At 63.6% G+C, this 23,934-nt stretch carries 22 protein-coding genes and 2 pseudogenes; 8 read left to right on the top strand and 16 right to left on the bottom strand.

All coding sequences use genetic code 11. From position 1 onward, the window contains the following. The first annotated feature begins 2 nt into the window (after positions 1-2). Genes purM through FJ548_RS22825 form a run of 3 tightly spaced genes read left to right on the top strand, consistent with a single transcriptional unit; the run spans position 3 to position 2,332 of the window. Positions 3-1,097, top strand: coding sequence for a phosphoribosylformylglycinamidine cyclo-ligase (gene purM / locus FJ548_RS22835; RefSeq protein WP_140696291.1), 1,095 nt, complete (start codon positions 3-5; stop codon positions 1,095-1,097). Next, a complete protein-coding gene (purN, locus tag FJ548_RS22830; protein WP_140696294.1) occupies positions 1,094-1,807 on the top strand; it encodes a phosphoribosylglycinamide formyltransferase in 714 nt (237 codons plus the stop codon). Before purM ends, purN begins: the two co-directional genes overlap by 4 nt. A 15-nt stretch (positions 1,808-1,822) precedes the next feature. Further along, on the top strand, positions 1,823-2,332 hold the full coding sequence (locus tag FJ548_RS22825) for a histidine phosphatase family protein (protein ID WP_140696298.1): 510 nt from the start codon (positions 1,823-1,825) through the stop codon (positions 2,330-2,332). A gap of 35 nt (positions 2,333-2,367) precedes the next feature. Here the strand turns inward: FJ548_RS22825 and FJ548_RS22820 are convergent, their stop codons facing one another. Beyond that, positions 2,368-2,610, bottom strand: a complete 243-nt coding sequence (locus FJ548_RS22820) for a DUF680 domain-containing protein (protein ID WP_140610793.1) — start codon at positions 2,608-2,610, stop codon at positions 2,368-2,370. A gap of 337 nt (positions 2,611-2,947) precedes the next feature. Between FJ548_RS22820 and FJ548_RS22815 the strand changes: the two genes are divergently transcribed. Next, entirely contained in the window at positions 2,948-3,616 is a 669-nt protein-coding gene (locus FJ548_RS22815; RefSeq protein WP_140610794.1) for a response regulator, read from the top strand. A gap of 37 nt (positions 3,617-3,653) precedes the next feature. Then, entirely contained in the window at positions 3,654-5,009 is a 1,356-nt protein-coding gene (locus FJ548_RS22810; protein ID WP_140696301.1) for a sensor histidine kinase, read from the top strand. Between the two features lie 32 nt (positions 5,010-5,041). Here FJ548_RS22810 and FJ548_RS22805 read toward each other — a convergent pair whose 3' ends face one another. The 6 genes and pseudogenes from FJ548_RS22805 to FJ548_RS29975 form a co-directional block, all read right to left on the bottom strand. Next, a complete protein-coding gene (locus FJ548_RS22805) occupies positions 5,042-5,920 on the bottom strand; it encodes an ABC transporter permease (RefSeq protein WP_140696304.1) in 879 nt (292 codons plus the stop codon). An 11-nt stretch (positions 5,921-5,931) separates the two neighbouring features. Further along, the gene (locus FJ548_RS22800) at positions 5,932-6,756 is read right to left on the bottom strand and encodes an ABC transporter ATP-binding protein (RefSeq protein WP_140610796.1); all 825 of its coding nucleotides are present in this window, start codon (positions 6,754-6,756) and stop codon (positions 5,932-5,934) included. A gap of 105 nt (positions 6,757-6,861) precedes the next feature. Then, a complete protein-coding gene (locus FJ548_RS22795) occupies positions 6,862-7,878 on the bottom strand; it encodes an ABC transporter substrate-binding protein (protein ID WP_140610797.1) in 1,017 nt (338 codons plus the stop codon). 157 nt (positions 7,879-8,035) lie between these two features. Continuing rightward, a pseudogene (locus FJ548_RS22790) lies at positions 8,036-8,284 on the bottom strand (dihydrodipicolinate reductase C-terminal domain-containing protein); the annotation flags it as partial. A 68-nt stretch (positions 8,285-8,352) separates the two neighbouring features. Next, positions 8,353-10,446, bottom strand: coding sequence for an ATP-dependent helicase (locus FJ548_RS22785; protein ID WP_140696310.1), 2,094 nt, complete (start codon positions 10,444-10,446; stop codon positions 8,353-8,355). A 58-nt stretch (positions 10,447-10,504) separates the two neighbouring features. Continuing rightward, positions 10,505-10,678 carry a hypothetical protein gene (locus FJ548_RS29975; RefSeq protein ID WP_181165651.1) on the bottom strand — a complete coding sequence of 58 codons (174 nt, stop codon included), beginning with the start codon at positions 10,676-10,678 and terminating at the stop codon, positions 10,505-10,507. Positions 10,679-10,788: 110 nt separating this feature from the next. On the opposite strand from FJ548_RS29975, the gene FJ548_RS29970 reads away from it, so the two are divergent. Next, positions 10,789-10,950, top strand: a complete 162-nt coding sequence (locus FJ548_RS29970) for a hypothetical protein (protein WP_181168876.1) — start codon at positions 10,789-10,791, stop codon at positions 10,948-10,950. A 533-nt stretch (positions 10,951-11,483) separates the two neighbouring features. On the opposite strand, the pseudogene FJ548_RS22770 reads toward FJ548_RS29970, so the two are convergent. The 3 genes and pseudogenes from FJ548_RS22770 to FJ548_RS22760 all read right to left on the bottom strand — a co-directional run bounded on the left by FJ548_RS22770 (position 11,484) and on the right by FJ548_RS22760 (position 15,082). After that, positions 11,484-12,679, bottom strand: a pseudogene (locus tag FJ548_RS22770) (M20 aminoacylase family protein). Further along, positions 12,645-13,877: a Zn-dependent hydrolase gene (locus FJ548_RS22765; RefSeq protein WP_140696316.1), complete on the bottom strand. Its 1,233-nt coding sequence runs from the start codon at positions 13,875-13,877 to the stop codon at positions 12,645-12,647. Before FJ548_RS22765 ends, FJ548_RS22770 begins: the two are co-directional and overlap by 35 nt. Beyond that, the gene (locus tag FJ548_RS22760; RefSeq protein WP_140779019.1) at positions 13,874-15,082 is read right to left on the bottom strand and encodes a diaminopropionate ammonia-lyase; all 1,209 of its coding nucleotides are present in this window, start codon (positions 15,080-15,082) and stop codon (positions 13,874-13,876) included. The genes FJ548_RS22765 and FJ548_RS22760 overlap by 4 nt, the downstream gene beginning before the upstream one ends. Positions 15,083-15,176: 94 nt before the next feature. On the opposite strand from FJ548_RS22760, the gene FJ548_RS22755 reads away from it, so the two are divergent. After that, entirely contained in the window at positions 15,177-15,665 is a 489-nt protein-coding gene (locus FJ548_RS22755; RefSeq protein ID WP_140610803.1) for an Lrp/AsnC family transcriptional regulator, read from the top strand. 79 nt (positions 15,666-15,744) lie between these two features. After that, the gene (locus FJ548_RS22750) at positions 15,745-16,887 is read left to right on the top strand and encodes an NAD(P)/FAD-dependent oxidoreductase (RefSeq protein ID WP_140779018.1); all 1,143 of its coding nucleotides are present in this window, start codon (positions 15,745-15,747) and stop codon (positions 16,885-16,887) included. A gap of 99 nt (positions 16,888-16,986) precedes the next feature. Here the strand turns inward: FJ548_RS22750 and FJ548_RS22745 are convergent, their stop codons facing one another. The 6 genes from FJ548_RS22745 to FJ548_RS29965 all read right to left on the bottom strand — a co-directional run bounded on the left by FJ548_RS22745 (position 16,987) and on the right by FJ548_RS29965 (position 23,857). Beyond that, entirely contained in the window at positions 16,987-19,110 is a 2,124-nt protein-coding gene (locus FJ548_RS22745; RefSeq protein ID WP_140779017.1) for a molybdopterin oxidoreductase family protein, read from the bottom strand. Between the two features lie 90 nt (positions 19,111-19,200). Then, entirely contained in the window at positions 19,201-21,078 is a 1,878-nt protein-coding gene (locus FJ548_RS22740; protein WP_140610806.1) for an ABC-F family ATP-binding cassette domain-containing protein, read from the bottom strand. 137 nt (positions 21,079-21,215) lie between these two features. After that, positions 21,216-21,677 carry a MucR family transcriptional regulator gene (locus tag FJ548_RS22735; protein ID WP_181165652.1) on the bottom strand — a complete coding sequence of 154 codons (462 nt, stop codon included), beginning with the start codon at positions 21,675-21,677 and terminating at the stop codon, positions 21,216-21,218. 152 nt (positions 21,678-21,829) lie between these two features. Then, positions 21,830-22,033, bottom strand: coding sequence for a hypothetical protein (locus tag FJ548_RS22730; RefSeq protein WP_140610807.1), 204 nt, complete (start codon positions 22,031-22,033; stop codon positions 21,830-21,832). Continuing rightward, positions 22,026-22,964 (bottom strand): EamA family transporter, encoded by a 939-nt coding sequence (locus tag FJ548_RS22725; protein ID WP_246671539.1) that lies wholly within the window; start codon positions 22,962-22,964, stop codon positions 22,026-22,028. Before FJ548_RS22725 ends, FJ548_RS22730 begins: the two co-directional genes overlap by 8 nt. A gap of 59 nt (positions 22,965-23,023) precedes the next feature. Continuing rightward, complete coding sequence (locus FJ548_RS29965; RefSeq protein ID WP_181165653.1) at positions 23,024-23,857, bottom strand: hypothetical protein; 834 nt, start codon at positions 23,855-23,857, stop codon at positions 23,024-23,026. Positions 23,858-23,934: the final 77 nt, after the last annotated feature.

Genomic DNA, 23,934 nt, shown 5'->3' with positions numbered 1-23,934 from the left:
CGATGAGCAAGCGCGAAACTGGCCAGCAAAAAACGGGCAAGCGCAGGAACGGGCTCACCTACGCCGAGGCCGGCGTCGACATCGATGCCGGCAATCTGATGGTCGAGAAGATCAAGCCGCTGGTGCGCGCCACGCGCCGGCCGGGCGCGGACGGCGAGATCGGCGGTTTCGGCGGCCTGTTCGACCTCAAGGCTGCAGGTTTCACCGATCCGGTTCTGGTGGCCGCCAATGACGGCGTAGGCACCAAGCTCAAGATCGCCATCGATGCCGGCAAGCACGACACGATCGGCATCGATCTCGTCGCCATGTGCGTCAACGACATCGTCGTGCAGGGCGCGGAGCCGCTGTTCTTCCTCGACTATCTCGCCACCGGCAAGCTCGATCCCGACCAGGGTGCAGCGATCGTCGGCGGCATCGCCCAAGGATGCCGGCAGGCCGGCTGCGCGCTGATCGGCGGCGAGACCGCGGAAATGCCCGGCATGTATCAAGGCAAGGATTATGACCTTGCCGGCTTTGCCGTGGGTGCGGCTGAACGCGGCCAGCTTTTGCCGACCGACGATATTGTCGAAGGCGACGTGCTTTTGGGCCTCGCCTCCTCCGGCGTCCACTCCAACGGCTTTTCCCTGGTTCGCCGCATCGTTGCCGCCAGCGGCCTTGCCTGGGGCGATCCGGCGCCGTTCAACGACGAGGCCACACTGGCCGAGGCGCTGCTCGAACCGACGCGTATCTACGTCAAGTCAATCCTGAAGGCGATCCGCAACACGCATGGCATAAAGGCGCTGGCGCACATTACCGGCGGCGGCTTCCCGGAAAACATTCCACGCGTGCTGCCCAGGGATTTCTCGGCCGAACTCGATCTCGAGGCGATCGACGTGCCTCCGGTCTTCTCCTGGCTGGCCAAGACCGGCGGCGTGGCGCCGGAGGAGATGATGCGTACCTTCAATTGCGGCATCGGCATGATCCTGGCGGTGGCGTCCGGCCAGGCGGCGCAGGTCGCCGCGGTGCTGCAGGAAGCCGGCGAAACGGTGACGCCGATCGGCCGCATCGTGCCGCGCCGCGACGCCGGAGTGATCTATCGGGGCTCGATCGGCCTATGAGCACGCGGAGGAAACGCACCGTCGTTCTGATATCGGGACGTGGCTCCAACATGACGGCGCTGATCGCGGCGGCGAGCGACCCGGCCTTCCCGGCCGAGATCGTCGGCGTCATTTCCGACAAGGCGGATGCCGCTGGGCTCGCCATCGCCAAGGCCCGCGGCATCGCCACGCAGGTCATTTCCCGTGCCGACCATGGCAGCAAGCAGGCGCATGATGCCGCGATCGACGCGGCACTCAAGGCATTCAATGCCGAGATCGTGGCGCTGGCCGGCTATATGCGTATGCTCACCACCGGCTTTGTCGAGAAATGGCAGGGCCGCATGATCAACATCCACCCCGCCTTGCTGCCCGCGTTCAAGGGCCTCGACACCCATGCAAGAGCGCTCGCAGCCGGCCTTCGCATCCACGGCTGCACCGTCCATTTCGTCACAGCCGAAATGGACGACGGCCCGATCATCGCCCAGGCGGCCGTGCCGGTGATGGTCGGCGACAATGCGGATATGCTGGCCGCCCGGGTGCTGAAGGCCGAGCACAGGCTCTATCCTCTGGCCCTAGGACTGGTCGCCGAGGGAAAGGCGTGCATGGAGGCCGGCCGAACCGTGCTTGCCCACTTTGCCGACGACGCCGACAACGGCACTTCGGTGGTGATGGCACCCGACCCGTTGCGCGAGGAAGCCGACCTTGAGCATCTGGCGCGGATTACGCCCTGAGCCGAGAACGCGGCCATGAAACAACTCCTCTTGCTTCGCCATGCCAAATCGAGCTGGGACGACCCTGATCTCGATGATTTCGACCGGCCCGTGGCGGATCGCGGGTTGAAGGCCGCCCGATTGATGGGCCGCGAGCTTGCGGCGCGCGACTGGCTGCCGGAATTGGCGCTGGTATCGCCGGCGCTGCGCACCCGCGACACCTGGCGGCTGGTGGCGGCAGAGTTGCCCGTGCACCCGCGGGTGGCGTTCGCCGAAGCGCTCTACGAAGCTTCAGCAGCCGATATTCTGGGCCAGATTCGTCAAGCCGACCCGTCGAGCGGTTGTCTGGTGGTGGTTGGCCATAATCCAGGCCTGGAGAACCTGGCGAAACAGCTTGCCGCGCCAACGTCGGAGATCAAGGCGCGCAAGAGGCTGGAGGAAAAGTTCCCGACAGCGGCCCTTGGGCGCTTCGTCTTCGAAGGCGACTGGTCTGGCCTGTCGTCGGCGCGGTTGACACATTGCCTGCGCCCGAAGGATCTGAGCTAGACTCCGTCAAGCCTGCTGCACACCGTCTCAAGACGTCAGTTCCCCCAGATGCCCTGGCCCGGTTCCGGCCAGTCGGTGGTGGTCTTCATCTTGGTATCGGCTGCTGCCTTGTGCCCGGCCATATCCGCAGTCTTGACCGCGCCGGTGACGGCATGATCGACGCCAGCCACCGCAGCAAGCGGCTGGTTGGCAGTGTCCGAACCATAATGGTCACTGCCGGCAAAGGCGGCGCCGGCAGCAACGAGGATGGCGGCGATAGCCAGAGCGATCTTGTTCATTTCAATCTCCTGTTTCATTCGTTAGGCGGCGTCTTGGGAGGACGGTTCCGCTGAGGACAAGACCCGAGGCCGTCCGGTTTTATTCCTCAAAATGGAAGCTTTTTGGTGCCGAGCGCGAAGACTGGCGCTCAAGACGATACCGGCTGGGCCTCCCTCTTGCGCACAAGAGCGGCGGGCCAAGCCCACCAGACGGTCCTTCAATCTCCCGCATTTGCCTTGCGACGGGATCGATATTATCGCTTGCAGACGCCCGTCAATGGAACGCGATCCGGCTGTGCCGGTCAAAGAGGCGGACGGAATTTCAGCATGAAGTGCTGCCCGGGACAGAGTTAGAGAAATGCGGCTGCTGCTTGTCGAGGACAATCGCGAACTGGCTGATTGGCTGGGCAAGACCTTGCGTCAGGCAAACTATGTGGTCGACATCGTCCATGACGGCGAGGATGTCGAGCATGCGCTGGCGGCCGGCGACCATGCGCTGGTCATCCTCGACCTTGCGCTGCCGCGCATGAGCGGGCTGGAGGTGCTGCGCATGCTGCGGGCGCGCGGCAACCGGGTGCCGGTGATCGTGCTGACCGCCAACGCCAGCCTCGACGGACGGGTCAAGGGTCTCAACGAAGGCGCCGACGACTATCTGGCCAAACCCTTCCAGATCGAGGAACTCGAAGCGCGCATCCGCGTGCAGTTGCGGCGCGCCAACGACCGGACCGCGCCTGTCGTTGCCTGCGGCGATCTCGTCTTCGACACCAACACGAGGCTGTTTTCACTCGCTGGCGAGACACTGTCACTGACGCCGCGCGAACACGCGGTGCTTGAACAATTGATGGTCAAGGCCGGACGAACCGTGAGCAAGGCCGCCCTGTCGGCGGCGATCTACGATTTCGAGACCGACGCCGACCCCAGCGCCATCGAGATCTATGTGCACCGTGTGCGCAAGAAGCTCGAAGGGTCGCGGGTCCAGATCGCCACCTTGCGCGGCCTCGGCTATCTCTTGCGCCATGAGGATTAAGCGCAATGAAGATTGGGCGTCATGACAATTGGGTGCCATGAGGATTAACAGTCTACGGCTGCAGCTTCTGGCCTGGGTGGTGCTGCCGCTCGCCGGGCTTGCCACCGTCAATCTGTGGACCAGTCACCGCAGCGCCCAGGCGACCGCCGATCTGATCACGGATCGGATGTTGGTCGGGTCGGCACGGATGATCGCCGAGCAGGTGGCCATGACCGACGGGGTACTCAACGCCACGGTGCCGCCGGCAGCGCTTGAAATGTTCGACACTGGCGACCGCGACAGGGTCTACTACCGTGTCGAGACCGCGGGCGGACGGCTGCTGACAGGCTATCCCGGGCTGCCCCAGGCGCCGGGACACCCCAGCATGGAAGCTACCTACCGCGGCCAGGCGCTGCGGCTGCTTACATTCACGCATGCGGTGGTCGGCGCCGGTGCCGATTCGCCGATAACGGTCTCCGTCGGCGTCACGCTTGCCGGCCATGACGCGATGGTGCGGCATCTCTGGTTCAGTGCCTTCGCCCAGCAACTGGCGCTGGTGGCGATTGCCGGCGTCTTCGTGCTGCTCGGCCTGCGGCGTGGACTGGCGCCGCTGATCAGGCTGCGCGACGCCGTGCGTTCGTCGAAACGCAGCGAGCTCGACCCGATCGAAGTCGCCGGCGCGCAGAACGAGATCCGGCCGCTGGTCGAAGCTCTCAACGCTTATATGGAGCGGGTGCGGGCACAGATGGCGGCGCAACGCCGCTTCATCGCCAATGCCGCGCACCAGTTGCGCACGCCGCTGGCGCTGTTGTCGACGCAGGCGAGCTACGCGCTGCGCGAAAACGCCGTCGATGCGCGCCGGGAAGCGCTTGTCGCCCTGCAGGCAAGTGCCGGACGGCTGGCACGGCTGGCCGAACAGCTCTTGACCCTGTCGCGCGCAGAGCCGGGCAGCCGGCGGCCACGCGCCGACCGCATCGACCTGACCGAAGCCGCGCGCCAGGTGCTGGAAACGCACGCGCCAAGGGCCATCGATCGCAACATCGATCTTGGTCTCGATGAAACCGGCGCCGTGCCGGTCATCGGCGACGGCACCATGCTGCGCGAGATGATCGTCAACCTCGTCGACAATGCGCTGCGCTACACACCGGCGGGCGGCACCGTCACCGTCAAGCTCCTCGCCGATGGCGAGGCCGTGCTGACGGTCAGCGACGACGGGCCAGGCATACCCGCCGACGAACGCGACCATGTGTTCGAGCGCTTCTACCGCATCGCTGGGTCAACCGAGGAAGGCAGTGGGCTGGGCCTCGCCATCGTGCGCGAGGTGGTCGAGAATGCCGGCGGCCGCGTCACTCTTGCGGATGGCGCGGCCGGCGGCCTGATGGTCGAGGTGCGGCTGCCGCTGGCAGGCGGCTAGCTAAAAGCAAACCCTGCCCAGTTTGGATCCGCTTACTGCGTTTCGTGCAACGGCTGCGGACGCCATTTCGCCAGCCGGTTCTCAACCATCGTCATCAGGTATTCCGCGCCCAGCGCCACCACCATGATGATGACGATCGCGGCGTACATGCCGGCGGCATCGAACGAACCCTTGGCGATGTTGATCAAGAGCCCGATGCCATAGCGCGACCCGACAAATTCGCCGACGATGGCGCCGATGATGGCGAAGCCGAAGCTGACATGCAGGCTGGCGAAGATCCAGCTCATCGCCGACGGCACGATCACCGAGCGGGTCAGTTGCCAGTCGGAGGCGCCGAGGATGCGGGCATTGGCGATCATCGCGCGATCGGCCTCGCGCACGCCCTGGAAGGCGTTGTGGAAGACGACGAAGAACACCATTACGAAGGCCAGCGCCACCTTCGAGGCAAGGCCGAGACCGAGGATCATGATGAAGATCGGTGCCAGCACGACGCGGGGGATGGAGTTGATCACCTTGATGTAGATGGAAAAGATGTCGGCGGCCATGCGGTTGCGGCCGAGGGCGACGCCGATCAGGATGCCAGCGACCGAGCCGGTCACGAAGCCGAGTACGGACTCTTCCATGGTAACATAGAGATGGTACCAGAGCGGCCCTTCGGACGTGCCTTCCGTCGTCCACGCATAGAGCCTCTGTGCGATCGCGCTCGGCGTGGCATAGAAGAACGGGTCGATCCAGGCCTTGCGCCCGGCGATTTCCCAGGCGGCGAGGAAGGCGATGAGGATGGCAAGGCGCCAGAAGATCACCGTGCGGCGGCGATGCTGCGCCGCCCTGGCGGCGGCGGCTTCGATTTCGGCGTCGGAAGTTCCCGGCCGGAAGCTTCCTGCCCTGATGTCGATGGCGGCATCGGTCATAGTGTCCTCCTTCACGCGGCGGCGCGGGCATAGCTGGTCTCGACCTCTTCCTTGAGATCGGCCCAGATGGTGCGCGAATAGTCGATGAAGCTTTGCTGGTAGCGGATGTCGGCGACAATGCGGGGACGCGGCAGGTCGATCGTGTAGACCGACTTCACCGTCGCCGGCCCGGCGGTCAGCACATAGACCTTGTCGGCCAGTGCGATCGCTTCCTCAAGATCGTGGGTGACGAAGACCACCGATGCCTTGGCGTCGGACCACAGACGCAACAGTTCCTCGTGCATGAGGACACGCGTCTGCACGTCGAGCGCGGAAAAAGGTTCGTCCATCAGCAAGATCTCGGGGCCGTTGATGAAGGTCTGCGCCAGCGCCACGCGCTTGCGCATGCCACCGGAAAGCTGGTGCGGATAGTGGTGCTCGAAGCGCGCCAGACCGACACGTGCCAGCCAGTCGCGCGCGGCCGCCTGGGCCTGCGGTCTCGGCTTGCCGCGAAACAGCGGTCCGGCCATGACATTGTCGATCACCGTGCGCCAGGGAAACAGCGCGTCGGTCTGGAACACGAAGCCGATGCGCGGGTCTATGCCCTTGACGGGCGCGCCCATGACGCGGACCTCGCCGGCGCTTGGAGTCGCCAATCCGGTGATCAGGTTGAGCGTGGTGGATTTTCCGCAACCGGTCGGACCAACGACGGCGACGAACTCGCCGCGCCGGACGCTCATGGTGAAATCCCGCAGCGCCGTGAGCGACTTGCCCGTGGGCGAAAGGAAGCGGCGGCTGACATTGATCAGTTCAATCGCCGGGGTGGTCTGGTCTTGTTCGTTTTCTTGAGGGGCCATCGTGGAGCTCCTGGTTCGAGCAAACGCCACCGCCGGCCATTGCCGCCGGACGCGAAAATTGACCCCACCCGCCGCGAGGCCCGGCCATCGCGCCGGCACGGTCCATTACTTGGCGTTTTTGACGAATTCCGTCGTGTAGGTCTTGGACAGGTCGATCTGCTTGCCTTGCAGTTCCTTCTTGAACGCCGAAAGAACGGTCAGCACCGTCTCCGGGCCGCCTTCGGGCATGATCCCGTCGGGGGTGAACATCCCCTTGCCGGCATCAAGGGCCTTCACGTAGGCTTCCTTGTCGCCGACGTAGTAGTCCTTCGGCATCTTGTCGGCGATTTCAGCGCCGCTATGGCTGTTGATGAACTTCTGCGTCTTGACGAAGGCATTCGCCAGCTTCTGCACAACATCCTTGTGGGCATCGACCCACTCGGTTTGCATGTAGAGAGATGCGGCCGGGTATGTGCCGCCGAGCGCGACTTTGGTGCCTTCCATCGTACGCATATCGATAAGGACGCGGGCTTCGCCCGTCTTGAGGAGCCGGGTGATGGTGGGTTCGGTCGTCATGCCGGCTTGGATCTTGTCCTGTTGCATGGCAGCGATGAATGTGTCGCCGGCGCCGACGGGGATCGAGGTGAACTCACCAAGCTTCAAGCCGTTCTTTACCGCCAGATACTCGGTCAGGAAGTTCGTCGACGAGCCGAGGCCGGTGACACCGAGGTTCATGCCCTTGAAATCGGCGGGAGACTTGATTTCGGGATGCTTCGCCGAAACGAGTTCGACCTCGCCCGGAGCCTGGCTGAACTGGACAACGGATTCGACGAACTTTCCCTTTGCCTGCAGGTCGATGCAATGATCGTAGAAACCGACAACCCCTTGCACGGCGCCGGCCAGCATTTCGTTTTCGGCATCGACACCAGCCGGTTCATTCAGCAGTTCGACGTCGAGACCCTCGTCCTTGAAGTAGCCGAGAGCTTCAGTGAGCTTGGCGGGCAGATAAATCTGCTTTTCGTAGCCACCCACCATGATGGAGATCTTTTCGTCAGCCGCCGATGCCACTGTGGCGCCCGTGGCGGTGATGGCAAGCGTCAAGGCGGCTGTGCGCAAGGCGCACTTCGAGATGAAACCGGTCACAAAACTTCCTCCATTTGGGCGACGCGCTGTGAAGCCGCGCCGCATTCCTCCCTCGCCGACCGTCGTGGGCCGGACATGCGGTGACACCGCAAAAACTGTCATGACATGCCCAAGCTTTCAGCTGGCTTTCAGCCACGAGGCAAAAATATTCGCAATTTCATGTCCGGGCGCTCAGCCCCAGCACATCGCGCATGTCGTACTCGCCAGGTGAACGTCCCGCCACCCAGAGTGCAGCGGCAATGGCGCCACGGGCGAACATGACGTGGTCGCCGGCCGCATGCGACAGGGTAACAAGCTCGCCTTCGGCACAGAAACCGACGCTGTGTTCGCCGACAATGCTGCCGCCACGCGTCACCGCAAAACCGATCTCGCCGGCGGGACGCGGGCCGGTGACGCTTCCGCCATCCGGTGGCCCATGCGAGCCAGCGCGCCGGCGATGGCAATCCTGACCGGCGATTGCGCCATGGCCTTCGCCTATTTCCACATGCCGCGCATGCGCGCGCCGATGTCGACGCGCACCTCCGGCCGGGGTGCCCTGCCCTGCGCCGCTTGCACGCCTGGCCACGACATTTGCTGGAACGCACCCAGGATCGAAGCCGGGATGAAGCGGGTGCGCGAGGCGTAGAGATGGCGGTCTCCCCGCGCCGCCTGGCCGTGCGGAAAGAAGCGCTGCGGCATGACCAGGCTGAGATTGTCCTTGGCCCGCGTCATCGCCACGTAGAGCAACCGGCGCTCTTCCTCGATGTCCTCCTTGGTGCCGACACCGAGATCGGCCGGGATACAGCCGTCGACCGTGTTGAGCACAAAGACGTTCTTCCACTCCTGGCCCTTGGCCGAATGGATGGTCGACAGGATCAGATAGTCCTCGTCGCGATGCGGCGGTCCGGCCTGGTCGCTGGTCGCGTCGGGCGGATCGAGTGTCAGCTCGGTCAGGAAACGCTCGCGCGAGGCATAGCCCGACCCGATCTGCTCGAGCTGCAACAGGTCGGCCCGCCGCGTGATCGCATCCTCGTGGATACGCTCCAGATGCGGCTCGTACCAGAGCCTGACCTGTTCGAGATCAGCCGGCCATTTGGCGCCGGCCCGCAGCGCGGAATAAAGCTCAACGAAGCCCGGCCAGTCGTCCGCCGCGCGTTGCGGAGGACGCCATCCCGCCAGGCCCATCGCCTCGTCCAGTGCCGTTGTCATGGTCTCGACGATTTGCCCGGCGGCCGAAGGGCCAATGCCAGGCATGAGCTGCAGCACCCGAAAGCCGGCGACGCGGTCGCGCGGATTTTCGGCGAAGCGCAGCACCGCCAGCACATCCTTGACGTGCGCGGCATCGAGGAACTTCAGGCCCCCGAACTTCACGAAAGGGATGTTGCGCCGCGTCAACTCGATTTCGAGCGGCCCACTGTGGTGCGAGGCGCGAAACAGCACCGCCTGCGATTTCAGCGCCGTGCCGGCCTCGCGCTCTGCCAGGATTGTGTCACAGACGAAATTGGCCTGCTCGACCTCGTCACGCACGCTCACCAGTCTCGGCTTGTCGGCGGATTTACGCTCCGACCACAGGTTCTTGGTGAAGCGTTCCGGAGCCTCGCCAATCACCGCATTGGCGGCTGCGAGAATCGTCTCCGTCGAGCGGTAATTGCGCTCCAGCATGACCACATCGGCGGCCTGCGCGAACTGGCGGGGGAAATCGAGAATATTGCGCACCTCGGCGGCACGGAACGAATAGATCGACTGCGCGTCGTCGCCGACCACTGTCAGCCCGGCGCCGTCGGGCTTCAGCGCCATAAGAATCGAAGCCTGCAGCCGGTTGGTGTCCTGGTATTCATCGACAAGCACATGATCGAAGCGTGCGCCCAGATGCGCCGCGATTTCCGGCTCTGCCGTCATCTGCGCCCAGTAGAGCAGCAGGTCGTCGTAGTCGAGCACGTTTTGCGCCTGTTTGGCCTCGACATAGCCGGCGAACAATTGCTTCAGCTGCTCCGCCCAACCGGCGCACCAGGGAAAGGCGGACCCCAGCACCTCGCCGAGCGGCGTCTGCGCGTTGACGGCGCGCGAGTAGATGGCAAGGCAGGTGCCCTTGGTCGGGAAACGCGCTTCGGTCTTCGAGAAGCCGAGTTCATGGCGCACGAGATTCATCAGATCGGCAGAATCCTCGCGATCATGGATGGTGAAGGCCGGATCAAGCCCGATCTCCAGCGCATAGTCGCGCAACAGCCTTGCACCGATGCCGTGAAAGGTGCCGGCCCAGGTCAGCGCATCGGTGATCACCGCGGCGTCGCGGCCAAGCACCTCGCCGGCGATGCGCTCGACGCGCCTGGCCATTTCCGATGCGGCGCGCCGCGAAAAAGTCATCAGCAGGATGCGGCGCGGGTCGGCGCCCTTGACGATCAGATGAGCGACACGATGCGCCAGGGTGTTGGTCTTGCCGGAGCCGGCGCCGGCAATGACCAAAAGCGGCCCGGCGATCTTGCCGTCACCGTGCTCGACGGCCTGGCGCTGGGCATCGTTCAGCCGGGCGAGATAGGCGGGCTGGGCGGTCGATTCCAGGAAGGGCGAATCACGGGCGGCGAGGTTCATCGCCCATCAAGCATCGTTTCCGCTTTGTTCGCAACATAGAAGCGGGCGTGACGACGGGCTACCGTCTCGGATCGACACCCATCGCCGCCGATTGGCGGCGCAGTGCCTCGCGATCACTTTTTGGCGCCGGCAGCAGCAGCGGATCGACGTTATCGGGCACCTCATCGATTATCTTGCGAGCGAGGCGATAGGCGAGAAAGGCAAAGGTGCCTGCCAGAAGCAAACGAAACATGCAGCGGTTCTCCTTTGATGGAGATCAACCGCAGATATGACGTTTTGTTCCCGACGCGAAATTCGCAACCAAACCGGCACCGCATCGTTGTGAGGCTGGAGGCGATAGCGATGAAAAAGCCAAGATTGGGCCTCGTTCTGGTGGCTTTGATCGGTTTGGCGACTGTCTCGGCCTGCGACAACAAACTGCCGCCGACGAAGGCCCCGGATGCCAGACAAAGCCTTTATGTCCCCGGCAATTCTGTTACCAAAGCAGGCAGTGTCGGCAATTGAGATGATGTTCCGTACAACAAGATTTGGGCCGGAGCATCAAGGCATCGCCGCGATGCACTCCTCGAGGCGTTCAAGGCGGAACTTCGCATTGCGCAATTCATGCCCCGCTTCATGCCGTTGCTGACGGCCTTGGGCTGGGGACGCTGCCGTCAGGTCCCTTTCGAGCTCGGCGATGCGCGCACGAACCTGGAGGGCCTCCTCCTGACGCAACGCCTTTATCCAGCTCCGCCCGCGCATCTGTGTCCTGCAAGCATCCCCGAAAGTCCGTCGCTTCCATGCCAGCAAAACCCTAACTTCCTGCAATGGCGAACATTCTAAATTTAAGGATTGCTAATTTAGCAAGACAAGAGACGCCAGGAAGAAGGCCGGCGCCGCTTGGGAGGTAATCTGATAGCGCCGGCCAGGCGGATATCAGGTCCGCCGCGACACAGAGGCTAGCTGAGTCTTGCCCCTGCGTCATGCGACATCGCGGATTTCCGGCTTTCCCGGGCGTTTTTCCCCGGCAAAAGCGCGCCGAATGTATCCATCACCGTTCAAATCCCAAGCCGTTGCCTGGCGATGGCGACATGGAAATTGGCGCCGAACAACAGCCCCTCATCGTTGAAGTCATAGGTCGGATTGTGCAAAGGCGCCGAGGCCTCGCCATTGCCGAGGAAGACGAAGCAGCCGGGCACGTGATCGAGGAAGCGGGCGAAATCCTCCGACGCCGTCATTGGCTCGCGGGCGACCGCGATACTGCCCGGCTTGAAGACGTTCTTGGCGGCGGCGAAGGCCGCGTCGACCAGTTCGGCATCGTTGCGCAGCGCAACGAACTCTCTGGTATAGTTGACCACGGCGGTGACATTGTAGGCGGCAGCGGTGCCTTCGGCGATGACGCGCATCTGGCGTTCGATCTCGGCACTGACCTCGGGGCGGAAACTGCGCGCGTCGCCGAGGATGCGGGCAAGACCGGGCAGTGCATTGCGAGTGCCGTCGGTAACCAGTTCGGTCACCGAAACGACGGATATGTCGGCAGGGCTCAGGCGACGCGCGACGATGGTCTGCAGATTGACGACCAGTGCACAGGCGGCGACCAGCGTTTCCTGACCCGAATGCGGCCGCGCGGCGTGGCCGCCCACCCCCCTGAGCACGATCTCGAAATTGTCTTCGGCCGACATGACCGGGCCGGCACGGGTCTCGAAATGCCCGACGGGCAGGCCGGGCATATTGTGCAAGCCGAAGATCTCGTCGAAGGGAAACCGCTCCATCAGGCCATCAGCATGGCCAGCGCTCCCCTGCCCCACTCCTCGGCTGGCTGGAAGATGAAGCGTACGGTGCCGTCGAAACCACCCGCCTCGGCCAGCAGTTTTGCCGCGCCAAGAAGCATCGTTGTGTGGCCATCATGGCCGCAGGCGTGCATGGTTCCGGGGTTGCCGGAGCGATATGGCGCGGTGGATTGCTCGGCGATGCGCAGCGCGTCCATGTCGGCCCTCAGCGCGATGGCGCGGTTGCCGCTGCCGCGTTTCAACGTGCCGACGACACCGGTGCCGCCGATCCCCTCGACGACATCGTCCAGGCCGAATTTGCGCAGCTTGGCCGCGACGAAGGCAGCCGTGCGTTTCTCCTCGAAACCGAATTCGGGATGCGCGTGCAGGTCACGCCGCCATCCCGTCATCTCGCGCTTCAGTGTTTCGGGATTAAGTCCAGCCATTTCCTCACCCCTCGAACTCGGCAAGTTCGGTGACCACATCAAGCAGGATATTGGCGCCGGCAACAAGCTCGGCATCGTCGGTGTGCTCGCGCGGATTGTGGCTGATGCCTCCGGCGCTCGGCACGAAGATCATCGCCGCCGGCGCGATGCGCGCGATCATCTGGGCGTCATGGCCCGCGCCCGAGATCATGCGCCTCGAGACAAGCCCGCGCTTCCTTGCGGAGACCTCGATCAGTTCGACGACTTGCCTGTCGAAGACAACGGGCTCGAAGCGCGCCAGCTTTTCGACCGTCACGGTGATGCCGTCGGCGGCGAGTTGTTCCAGAAAGGCCGCCAGCGCCGCCTCCTCCGCCTGCAGGCGCTGCTCGTCGGGATCGCGCAGATCGACGGTGAAGGCAGCGCGTGATGGAATGACATTGATGGCGTTCGGCTCGAAGTGCATCGTGCCGACTGTGGCAACCGTTGCCGAGTTGGAGGCCGCGGCCCGGTCATGCAGGAAGGTGACCACGCGTGCTGCGGCGTATCCGGCGTCGCAGCGCATCGACATCGGCGTGGTGCCGGCATGGTTGGCGACACCATCAATGGTGATGCGCTGCCAGGAGATTCCCTGCAGGCTTTCCACCGCGCCGATCGGAATGCCTTCGCGCTCCAGGACTGGCCCCTGTTCGATATGCAGTTCGACATAGATATGCGGCTTGAGAAAGCCCGGTTCGCGATCGCCGGCATAGCCGATGCGGGCCAGTTCCTGCCCCAGCCTGCTGCCATCGGTGCCGACAGCGGCGAGTGCCGCTTCGACATCGATGCCGCCGGCATAGACCAGCGACCCCATCATATCGGGAGAGAAGCGCACGCCCTCCTCATTGGTGAAGGCGGCGACGGCGAGCGGGCGCGACGGCGAAAGACCCGATGCCTTCAGCGTCTCGATCACCTCCAGCCCGGCAAGCACGCCATAGCAACCGTCATAAATGCCGGCATCGATGACGGTGTCGATATGCGAGCCGATGAGCAGTGGTGCCTTGCCTGCATTGTCGGCACTTTGCCAGATGCCGAAGATGTTGCCGATGCGGTCGATGGCGACATCAAGCCCGGCCTGGCGCAGCCAGCCGACGAAGAGGTCACGGCCCAGCCTGTCCGTGTCGGAGGCGGCCAACCGGATCAGCCTGCCCTCGCCGTCGCGACCAACAGCGCCCAATTCACGGATGCGACCAAGCAGGCGCGGTGCATCGATCGCGATCATGGCGTTGCCTCGGCAGCCAGCTTGCCGGCCAGCACGTTGGCCGGGCTCGTGCCGACCAGTTCGGCATAACGTTGCGGGTCGGTGGCGCCCTCGGTGTTGATCACCAGGACGCGGGAGTTGCCGTCGAGCCCGAGAACCATCTTGTTTTCGGCCACCGCCCGCATCACTCCGGCGAGGCCGACGCCACCGCTTTCACCGGCGACGATCGACGGATCGCTGCCGGCCGGCCGTGCCAGCCGGCGCATCACCGCGATGGCGTCATCCTCATCCACGGTCATGAAGGCGTCGGCGGTGCGTGCCAGCACGCGCCAGGCGACTTGCGAGGCTTCATAGCATTCAAGCATGGCCATCACCGTCGGCCGGTCGTGCGCCACCTTGACCACGCGCCCTGCCTGGGCAGCCGCGACAACGCAAGCGGCGCACGCCGGCTCGACCACGGTGAAAATCGGCCTGGCGCCGCCGAGCACGATGGCCAGATGGCCGGCCACCGCGGCGGCAATGCCGCCGACACCCGCCTGGACGAAAACGTGGGTTGGCGGTTCCCGGAGCTGGCGCAGCGCTTCGCGCACGATCGCGGTATAGCCTTGCATCACCAGGCCAGGGATGCGCTCATAGCCCGGCCACGATGTGTCCGACACTACGGTCCAGCCTCTGTCGGCCGCGACCTTCGCGGCCTGCCTGACCGAATCGTCATAATTTCCATCGACACGGACCATCTCCGCACCGTAGCGGGCTATTGCCGAAATCCGCTCCTGGCTGACACCGGAATGGACAAAAATCACGGCCTTGGCACCGGCAAGCTCAGCACCTTGCGCGACGGAGCGGCCGTGATTGCCGTCTGTGGCACAGGCAACCGTCATCGTCGCGGCGACAGCGCGAACATCGGGTCGATCGAGATCACCGACATCGACAGGGCGGCCAAGCCGCTTCTCCGCCTCCTCCAGCACAAGGCGGAAGACGGCATAGGCGCCACCCAGCGCCTTGAAGCTGCCAAGGCCGAGACGAAAGCCCTCGTCCTTGACATGCAAGGCACCGAGGCCGAGTTCGGCAGCCAACGCCGGCAGCCCGTGCAGCGGGGTTATCAGGTGATTGTCGCGATGAGCAAGAAAATGCTCGACGATGTCCGCCCCGGCGACCCCAAGCGTTTCGGCATCGGCGGCGGTGAGTGGCTGGCGGTGCAAGGCATTGCGGTTGAGCAGGAACACTGGCGCTCTCCTTTGGGTCGCTGAGAATATATTGCAGGATCGGCGCAAAAAGCGCTGTAATTGACCCTCCGGAATGCAAGTTTGTTTCGCCAGGATGTCTCCATTGTCTCCATCGCTCCTCTCACTCGACAGCTTCGATCTCGCCATCCTTGCCATCCTGCAGCGGGACAACACCACGCCGCAGCGGCTGATCGGCGAAGCGGTCAACCTGTCGGCACCGGCGGTGCAGCGCCGCATCAAGCGCATGGAGCAGACCGGGGTCATTGCAAGCAATGTCGCGGTGGTCGATCCGGCGGCCGTCGGCCAGCCGATCACCATCTTCGTCGAAGTGGAGCTCGAGAGCGAACGCACCGAGCTGATCGACGCGGCCAAGCGGCAGTTCTCGGCGGCGGCCGAAGTGCAGCAATGCTACTATGTGACGGGTGAGGCCGATTTCATCCTCGTCATCACCGTGGCAGACATGGGCGCCTATGAGGCGCTGACGCGAAAGCTGTTCTTCGGCAGCAACAATGTCCGCAAGTTCCGCACCTTCGTGGCCATGGATCGCGTCAAGGTGGGGCTGACGGTGCCGTTGCCGGATTGAACCTTGCCTGACGCAGCTGAAGCCAGCTCTGCCATGCTTTTGACATGCTCCGGACGCGAATTGAGCAGTGGAGGCGCGATTGGACGATACCACCCCAGTTGCCATCATCGGTGCGGGCCCGGCGGGCCTTGCCGTTGCCGCATGCCTGCGGCAGGCTGGGGTTGACTTCATCCTTCTCGAAAAAGAGCAGCAGGCCGCGCCCGCCTGGCGGTGCCATTACGAGCGCGTCCATCTGCATACGACCAAGCGCTATTCGTCGCTGCCCTTCGTGCCCTTTCCCAAGCACTATCCACGTTACGTGCCGTGCGATCTCTTCGTCGAGTATCTCGATGCCTGTGCGAAGCGGTTCGACGTCAAGCCCCGCTTTGGAGAAACGGTGAAGGCGATCACCCGAGAGGGTCGCGGCTGGCGCGTGGACACGATATCCGGCTCGCTGCGCGCCAGACATGTGGTGATCGCCTCGGGCTACAATGCCGAGCCGTTGCGGCCCGGATTTGCTGGCATCGACACATTCAAGGGCCTGACGCTGCACAGCGCCGAGTACCGCAATGCCAAGCCTTTCGCCGGCCAGTCGGTGCTGGTCATCGGCATGGGCAACACCGGCGCGGAGATCGCGCTCGATCTGGCGGAAGGCGGCGCAAGACCGACGATTTCCGTACGCGGCGGCGTTCATATCGTGCCGCGCGAACTGTTCGGCGTGCCTATCCAAATGGTCGGCATGGCGGCGCGCCTGGGGCCGCAACGCCTCAATGATGTTCTTTTGCCCATCATCCTCGACCTGGTGATGGGCAGGCTAGAGAAATATGGGCTCAAACGGCCGAGACGGGGACTGCTGGAACAGATTGCGATTGAATCGCGCATACCGGTGATCGATGTCGGCACCATCGGCAAGATCCGGGAAGGCGCGATCAAGGTTGCGCCCGGTATCGGCGAGATCTCGCAACGCGGCGCCCGTTTTGCCGATGGCAAGCACAGCGAATTCGACACGATCATCTTCGCCACCGGTTTCCGGCCTGGCTATGCCAAATTCCTGGAGCCCAGTGTCCAGCCAGACCGCAGTGGCGTTACCGCGCAAGCTTCGGATCTCGGCCTCTACCTTGTTGGTTTCCACAATGCCGTCACCGGATTGCTGCGCGAAATCGCGATCGAAGCGCAGGCGATCGCCGACGACATCCGGCTCCGGCTGAACAGGAAAAAGACCGCCGAAACCCTGCCGGTGTGATTTGGCGCAGTGCGGCCGCACTTTGCCTTCTCAATCCGCGAAGCGCCCTGTCTTCAGCTTCATGCCGACGATCTTCGACAGCAAAAGCATTTGACGGTTTCAGCCGGCGCCGAGTTCTTGCGCCTTGCGCAGCCAGACCTTGTTGTCGTGGAAGGCGGCACCACCATAGGGCGCCGGCGCGTCGGCGCCGGTCAGCACGTTGATGCCCTCGCCGCGCTCATGCGCGCTGTTTGGCCAGATGCCTTCGGCGATCACGACACCGCGCTTGATGCCGTCGAACAATCTGGCGTGCAGCACCACCTCACCACGCTGGTTGCCGATCTCGACACGGTCGCCCACCGTCAGCCCGTGCGCGGCGGCATCGTCGGGGTGGAGGAGCAGTTCCGGACGGCCTTCCTTGGCTTTCGATACCGGCGTCTCCGAGAATGTCGAGTTGAGGAAATTGCGCGCCGGTGAGGTCGTCAGCCGGAACGGATGCGCCTCGTCCGCCACCTCGATCAGGTCGACATGGTCGGGAAATTCAGGCAGGCGTTCCACGGGGCCAAACAGTCCCATGCTCCTCGGAGGCCGGTTGGGTGCCGGCTGGCCGGTCCAATCGGCGCGGAAGCGGAATTTTCCGTCGGGATGGCCAAAGCCCCTGATGTAGTGGGCGGTCTCGAAGTCCGGCTGCAGATCGACCCATTTCCGTTCCTTCAAGCTGTCGAAGCTGCCCAGCCCGCGCTTGCCGAGAATGAGGTCTATATGCTGCTGCTCGGTAAGACCAAAGCCCGGGCGGTCGGCGACGCCCAGGCGCTCGGCCAGCTGTTCGATGACGAAATGATTGGTTCGCGGTCCTTCCGGCGGCTCGATCAGTTTGGGGCCGAGCGTGATGTGCTGGTTGCCGCCACCCTTGTAGAGATCGTCGTGCTCGAGGAACATCGTCGCCGGTAGCACGACATCGGCGAGCCTGGCCGTATCGGTCATGAATTGCTCATGCACGCAAGAGAACAGGTCCTCGCGCAGGAAGCCCTGTTTCACCAGCCGCTGCTCGGGCGCGACATTCGCCGGATTCGTGTTCTGGATCAGCATCGCCGTTACCGGCGGGCCGCCATAAAGCGCATCGCTGGCGCCGGTCAGCACCGGGCCTATGCGCGAATGGTCGAGATAGCGGATCGAGGGATCGCGCATGCGCGTGCCCTCCAGCACATCCTGGTTGAGCTTGAAGATGCCGGAGTTGGAATGGAAGGCGCCGCCGCCCTCATATTGCCAGCTGCCGGTGACAGCGGCGATGCAAGACGCGGCATGCATGTTGACGGCGCCATTACGCTGGCGGGCAAAGCCGTAGCCAAGGCGGAAATAGGTCCTTTTCGTCCTGCCAACGAGACAGGCGAAGGCCTCGATCTCGGCCACCGAAAGCCCGGTGATCTCAGCCGCCCACTCCGGTGTCCTGCGTTTGAGATGTGCTTCCAGCCCGGCAGGGTCATCGGTGTATTTTTCGAGATAGGCGCGGTCTGCCAGGCCGTCCCTGAACAGCACGTGCATGACCGCGCAAGCCAGCGCGCCGTCGGTGCCGGGCTTCAGGACCAGGCCCATATCGGCCTGCTTCATGGTCGCGTTTTCATAGACATCGATGACGATGATTTTGGCGCCGCGTTCCTTGCGGGCCTTGATGACGTGGGTCATCACGTTGACCTGCGTGACCACCGCATTGGTGCCCCAGATCACCACGCAGTCGGATTTCGCCATCTCGCGTGGGTCCGGGCCACGCAAAGCGCCTGCCCCCATCATCCAGCCAGTCCAGGCGAGATTGGTGCAGATCGACGCGAAGAAGCCTGAATATTTCTTGGCGTGGCGCAGCCGCTCGATGCCGTCCCGTTGAACCAGCCCCATCGTGCCGGCGTAGAAATAGGGCCAGACCGTCTCCGAGCCGTATTTCTCCTCGGCCGCAACGAACTTTTCGGCGACCAGATCGAGGGCGGCCTCCCAACTTGCTTCCTTCCAGACCCCGTCGCCCTTGGCCCCGGCCCGCACCAGAGGCTTCAGCAGGCGGTCGGGGTGATGGACGCGGTCGGCATAGCGCGCGACCTTGGCGCAGACGACGCCGGATGTATAAGTGTTGGCCTTCGCGCCATGGACACGGCCGATACGGTTACCATCGAGCAGTTCGACCTCGAGCGCGCAGGTCGACGGGCAATCATGCGGGCAGGCCGAATGGCCGATCCTGAGCTTGGCGTGCTGGTTCATGGCGTTTGTCTAGCGGGTTTCGGGCTCGGCGTGTAGAGCCAGATGGCGCGTTCCCTTCTCCCCTTGTTTGTGGAGAAGGAAGAGGCTCCCCTACTCCGCCGTGCCTTCCTCGTACTCGGCCGACATGGTGAGCCACTTCTCCTCATGACCGGTCAAGGTCTGGGCAAGCTGCGAGCGCTCCTTGGCCAATCGCGTCGCGGTCGACGGATCCTTTTCGTAGATCGCCGGGTTGGCCAATTCGTCCTCGATGCCGTCGATGCGTTTGCGGATGCGATCCATCAACGCTTCGGTGGCGCGGATTTCCTTGGCCAGTGGCTCGAAGGCGGCGCGGCGCTGGGCCGCCTCGCGGCGGCGGTCGGCCTTTGACGCCTTGTCGGCCTCGCGCCGCTCGCGGCGATCGCCAGACACGCCGGTGACCAACGTCTTGTAATCTTCCAGGTCGCCATCATACGGGTTGACCGCGCCGTCCTTGACCAGCCAGAGCCGGTCGGCGGTCGCCTCGAGCAGATGGCGATCGTGCGAGATCAGGATCACGGCGCCGGGAAATTCGTTGAGCGCATGGATCAGCGATTCGCGGCTGTCGATGTCGAGATGGTTGGTCGGCTCGTCGAGGATGAACAGGTTCGGGCCCTCGAAGGCCGACAGCCCCATCAGGAGCCGCGCCTTCTCGCCGCCCGAGAGATCCTTGGCGGGTGTGTTCATCTTCTCGGTCGACAGACCGAACTGGGCGACACGGCCGCGCACCTTCGATTCCGGCGCCTCCGGCATCAGCCGTCGGACATGGTCATAGGCATTTTCCTCCGGACGAAGGTCATCGAGTTGATGCTGGGCAAAGATCGCCACTTTCAGCCCGGGCGCCACTGTCATGGTGCCGGTCTCCTGCTTGAGCCGGCCGGACAGCAGCTTGGCGAAGGTCGACTTGCCGTTGCCGTTGGCGCCAAGCAGCGCGATGCGGTCGTCGGCATCGATGCGCAGCGTCATCTTCTTTAGGATCGGCTGGCCCTCCGTATAGCCGACATTGACATTGTTCAGCGCAATGATCGGCGAGGCCACCGTCTTGACCGGCTCGGGGAAAGAGAACGGCCGCACCGAATCGTTCACGATGGCCGCGATCGGCTTCATCTTCTCCAGCGCCTTGATGCGCGACTGCGCCTGCCTCGCCTTGGAAGCCTTGGCGCGGAATCGTTCGACGAAAGACTCCATATGCTTGCGGGCGGCTTCCTGTTTGACGCGGCCCTTCTCCTGCAGTTCCTTCTGCTCGGTATACTGGCGCTCGAACTGGTCGTAGCCACCGCGCCAGAAAGTCAGCTTCTTCTGGTCGAGATGAACGATGGAGTTGACGGCACGATTGAGCAGGTCACGGTCGTGCGAAATCAGCAGCACGGTGTGCGGATACTTCGACACATAGTTTTCCAGCCACAACGTGCCTTCGAGGTCGAGATAGTTGGTTGGCTCGTCGAGCAGCAGAAGATCGGGCTCGGAAAACAGCACGGCGGCCAGCGCCACGCGCATGCGCCAGCCGCCGGAGAAGGACGAAGCCGGGCGGCGCTGTGCCGCATCATCGAAGCCGAGGCCGGCCAGGATGGTGGCCGCGCGAGACTCGGCCGAATGCGCATCGATGTCGGCCAGCCGCATATGGATATCGGCAATCCGGTGCGGATCGGTCGCCGTCTTTTCCTCTTCGAGCAGCGCCGTGCGCTCGACATCGGCCTTGAGCACGATTTCGATCAGCGGCTCCTCGGTGCCGGGTGCCTCCTGCGCCACCTGACCGATGCGCGTGTTCTTCGGCAGGCTGATCGAGCCGGTCTCGGAGGGAAAATCGCCGGTGATCGCCTTGAACAGCGTCGTCTTGCCGGTGCCGTTGCGGCCGACAAGGCCGGCTTTGGTGCCGGCCGGCAACGTCAGCGAGGCGTGGTCGAGAAGCAGGCGCCCCGCCATGCGGAGTGAAAGGTCGTTGATGATCAGCATGGCGGCGCTTTTGCACCGGACATCAACGCTTCGCAAGACCCAGCGGGCCAGTTGAACGCACAAGGCCCGAAAACGGCGCGCGCAATTGCGCCGTCAGGGCAGCTGCTCAGTGGCCTGCCATACCGGCCAGCAGAACCTCAGGCGGTCGCCTTGCCACGCTTCGTCGCCTTGGCCACGTTGGCCGGCGCCGCGGCCGGCTTGCGGCCAAGTCCCGTCGACTTCGCGAGCGCGGACCTGGTGGCCGAATAGTTCGGCGCGACCATTGGATAGTCCGGCGGCAGACCCCATTTGGCCCGATAGTCATCCGGGCTCAGGCCATAGTCTGTCCTGAGGTGTCGCTTGAGCGACTTGAACTTCTTGCCGTCCTCCAGGCAGACAATGTAGTCGGGAAACACCGACTTTTTAGGGTTTACAGCCGGAACCAGGCTTGGGCTTTCCGCGACAGCCGCGCCAGCCAGTTTTCGAACCGAGGCGCTGACACTGGCGATCAGGTCAGGCAGGCCGGAGACCGGAAGCGGATTGTTGCCGACATAGGCCGAGACAATATCGGCCGTAAGCTCGATAACGGTCTTATCCTCGATATTTGACAATTCTTTCATCCCATTTGCGACAAAGTCATCCACCCCACAGAAGACTTTTGTCGATGTATCGCCCGAACCGCGTCCCCCAACGGACCGCCTAGCCCCAAAACGAATCAAGACTTGACGTCAACTATTTCTATGGGAAATCGACATTGGGCAAATTAGAAAATCTAATACTTCAAGGCAGCAGACTTGGTTGTCCGGCCGTCAGCCAATATCTCAAGAATACGCCTCCAACGGGCACAACGCCCGAAATCCTTCTGCTCAATCGCCTTTTCAGCCTTCATCGCCGCGTAAAGTGGCGCCTCGGCGCCAAATTCCTTGATCAGCCAGTGCGCTTCCCTGCGGGCCAGACGTTCGTTGTCGTCAAACATGATTTTCGGCCTCCGAACGCTCCACACCGACGGCAATACAACTGCCAATGACGAGGACGGCGCCGGCGACGGCTGTCATCGTCAGCCGTTCGCCGGAGAAGATCAGAAGCAGTGTCGAAGCGATCGGGGTGAGATAGGCGACAACCGCGACCTTGCCGTGGCCTTCAAGCTTCAAGGCCCGCGACCAGAAATAATAGCCCAAGCCCATCGGGCCAGCACCAAGATAGAGCCCAAGCGCAAGGTCGGCAGCAGCGGGCAAGGTTGCGCCGTCATGGACGCACCACAGCAATGTCACGGCCACGCCGATCAATGAGGATGGCAGCAAAAGACGGTCCGCTGACATGGCGAGCCGCCCCACCAGGATCGAATAGAAGGCCATGCACAGCGCCGATCCGAAGGCGGCGAGATAGCCGACAAGGTTGCCCTGAAACCAGGAATGGTCGCGCCCGCCCGAGATGACAAGCACGACGCCGGCAAATCCAAGGGCCGCGGCAAGGCCCAGCACCGTGGGTCGTTGCGGGCTCTCGAACGCGATCACCGCCGCCGCGACCATCAGAGGCCAGGTGTAGGCGACGAGGTTCGCCTCGATCACCGACATCGAGGCGAAGGCCACATATTGCAGGATCATGGTGCCGACGAGACCGACGAAGCCGACCACGAATGGCGCCAGTACCGCGACGAGACCCGCATGGCGCGGCATGGCGGGTTGCCGCGCGGCGCCGATCAGGCGGATCAAGGCGAAGACCATGGTCGCGCCGCAGAACTGCAGGCATTGCACCAGCGACACCGGATGACTTGCCAACAGCGCCTTGCCGACCAATGCGTTGGTCGCCCAAAGTGCGACCGCGCCAGCGGCAAAGGCCAGCGCCAGCCTGGAGCCAGGCTGGTTCTGCGCAGCCCGAGACAGGCTCCCTTCCTGTCTTTCAACCACGACTGACCCCCGGCTCATCGAGGCAAAGGGCGGCTGCGGCCGGACGGAGCCATGGCTGGTCACCACGATTCCCTTGCACCGCCGGGGACCGGCGCCTCGGGCGGCACCGGCACGGGGCGCTCTGCCTCGAAGCGGCGGTAGGCGGGCAACTGGTTGGTCCAGACGTCTTCGGCCAGCTCGTTGACCCACTCGCGGTCGTGATCGTTGTCCGCGGCAAGATAGAACATTCTGTTGTCGTCGACATAGGGCTTGGCGACCGAGCGTTGATTGAGCACTAGGGTGACACGCTCGCCGAACTGGATCGGCGCCGTGCGGTGCAGGACGCCAAGGAACTGCCCGAGTGTCGCGAAGTGCATCTTGTGGTCGATGCGCATGATGCGGTTGCGCGGGATCTCGCGGCCGGATTCAAGGATGGCGCGACCGGTTTCGGAGTCGTCGCAATAAATTTCGAGATGCCCGCCGACCAGCGGATCGCTGATCGACAGCGGAATGAGTTCGGTGACCGGAACGCCGTCGCAATGCCATTCGACGGCGCCGTCCCTGGGATTCATGAAGGTGACGGTCGAGCCGACGATCGACAGCGGATAGGGCTCCAGCTTCGTGCCCATCATGTCGGACAGGCGTTCCAGGCGTAGCTTGTCGTGCAGCAACTCCCTGATTTCGGGGATGAAACGGTCGGCGCCGGTGATGAAAGTCAGATCGAGGTGCTTGTGCACGGCATGGCTGGCCTTGAGCTTCAGCGCAGCCTCCTCGATTGCCGCAAGCAGCGCCGGGTCATAGCCATGCCGATACTGCGCGACGCCGAAACTCGACACTTTCCAGGCGGTTTCGTGGCCGATGATGGCCTCGCGGCTCATCGCATAACGCAGCTCGGGGATGGTATGTGCGTTCATTGTACTTCTCCAATAAGGGGGCAAACACTTGGTAAACAGTCGATTAAATTAGCCCCCCCTGTAAAATTAGGAATGCT

Origin of the sequence: Mesorhizobium sp. B2-4-17 (assembly GCF_006441275.1) — a bacterium.
In the GTDB taxonomy this organism is placed as follows: domain Bacteria; phylum Pseudomonadota; class Alphaproteobacteria; order Rhizobiales; family Rhizobiaceae; genus Mesorhizobium.
The sequence above is the reverse complement of the archived record's forward strand: the minus strand, read 5'-3'. Positions and strand labels throughout refer to the sequence as shown.

What these genes read in the sequence shown, in the direction of transcription:
- FJ548_RS22820 (WP_140610793.1), bottom strand. Translation starts at nt 2,610, where the DNA reads ATGAACAAGATCGCTCTGGCTATCGCCGCCATCCTCGTTGCTGCCGGC.
- FJ548_RS22735 (WP_181165652.1), bottom strand. Translation starts at nt 21,677, where the DNA reads ATGAAAGAATTGTCAAATATCGAGGATAAGACCGTTATCGAGCTTACG.
- FJ548_RS22755 (WP_140610803.1), top strand. Translation starts at nt 15,177, where the DNA reads ATGTCTCCATTGTCTCCATCGCTCCTCTCACTCGACAGCTTCGATCTC.
- FJ548_RS22785 (WP_140696310.1), bottom strand. Translation starts at nt 10,446, where the DNA reads ATGAACCTCGCCGCCCGTGATTCGCCCTTCCTGGAATCGACCGCCCAG.
- FJ548_RS29975 (WP_181165651.1), bottom strand. Translation starts at nt 10,678, where the DNA reads ATGTTTCGTTTGCTTCTGGCAGGCACCTTTGCCTTTCTCGCCTATCGC.
- FJ548_RS22810 (WP_140696301.1), top strand. Translation starts at nt 3,654, where the DNA reads ATGAGGATTAACAGTCTACGGCTGCAGCTTCTGGCCTGGGTGGTGCTG.
- FJ548_RS22800 (WP_140610796.1), bottom strand. Translation starts at nt 6,756, where the DNA reads ATGGCCCCTCAAGAAAACGAACAAGACCAGACCACCCCGGCGATTGAA.
- FJ548_RS22805 (WP_140696304.1), bottom strand. Translation starts at nt 5,920, where the DNA reads ATGACCGATGCCGCCATCGACATCAGGGCAGGAAGCTTCCGGCCGGGA.
- purN (WP_140696294.1), top strand. Translation starts at nt 1,094, where the DNA reads ATGAGCACGCGGAGGAAACGCACCGTCGTTCTGATATCGGGACGTGGC.
- purM (WP_140696291.1), top strand. Translation starts at nt 3, where the DNA reads ATGAGCAAGCGCGAAACTGGCCAGCAAAAAACGGGCAAGCGCAGGAAC.
- FJ548_RS22815 (WP_140610794.1), top strand. Translation starts at nt 2,948, where the DNA reads ATGCGGCTGCTGCTTGTCGAGGACAATCGCGAACTGGCTGATTGGCTG.
- FJ548_RS22825 (WP_140696298.1), top strand. Translation starts at nt 1,823, where the DNA reads ATGAAACAACTCCTCTTGCTTCGCCATGCCAAATCGAGCTGGGACGAC.
- FJ548_RS29965 (WP_181165653.1), bottom strand. Translation starts at nt 23,857, where the DNA reads ATGAACGCACATACCATCCCCGAGCTGCGTTATGCGATGAGCCGCGAG.
- FJ548_RS22745 (WP_140779017.1), bottom strand. Translation starts at nt 19,110, where the DNA reads ATGAACCAGCACGCCAAGCTCAGGATCGGCCATTCGGCCTGCCCGCAT.
- FJ548_RS22740 (WP_140610806.1), bottom strand. Translation starts at nt 21,078, where the DNA reads ATGCTGATCATCAACGACCTTTCACTCCGCATGGCGGGGCGCCTGCTT.
- FJ548_RS22765 (WP_140696316.1), bottom strand. Translation starts at nt 13,877, where the DNA reads ATGATCGCGATCGATGCACCGCGCCTGCTTGGTCGCATCCGTGAATTG.
- FJ548_RS22730 (WP_140610807.1), bottom strand. Translation starts at nt 22,033, where the DNA reads ATGTTTGACGACAACGAACGTCTGGCCCGCAGGGAAGCGCACTGGCTG.
- FJ548_RS29970 (WP_181168876.1), top strand. Translation starts at nt 10,789, where the DNA reads ATGAAAAAGCCAAGATTGGGCCTCGTTCTGGTGGCTTTGATCGGTTTG.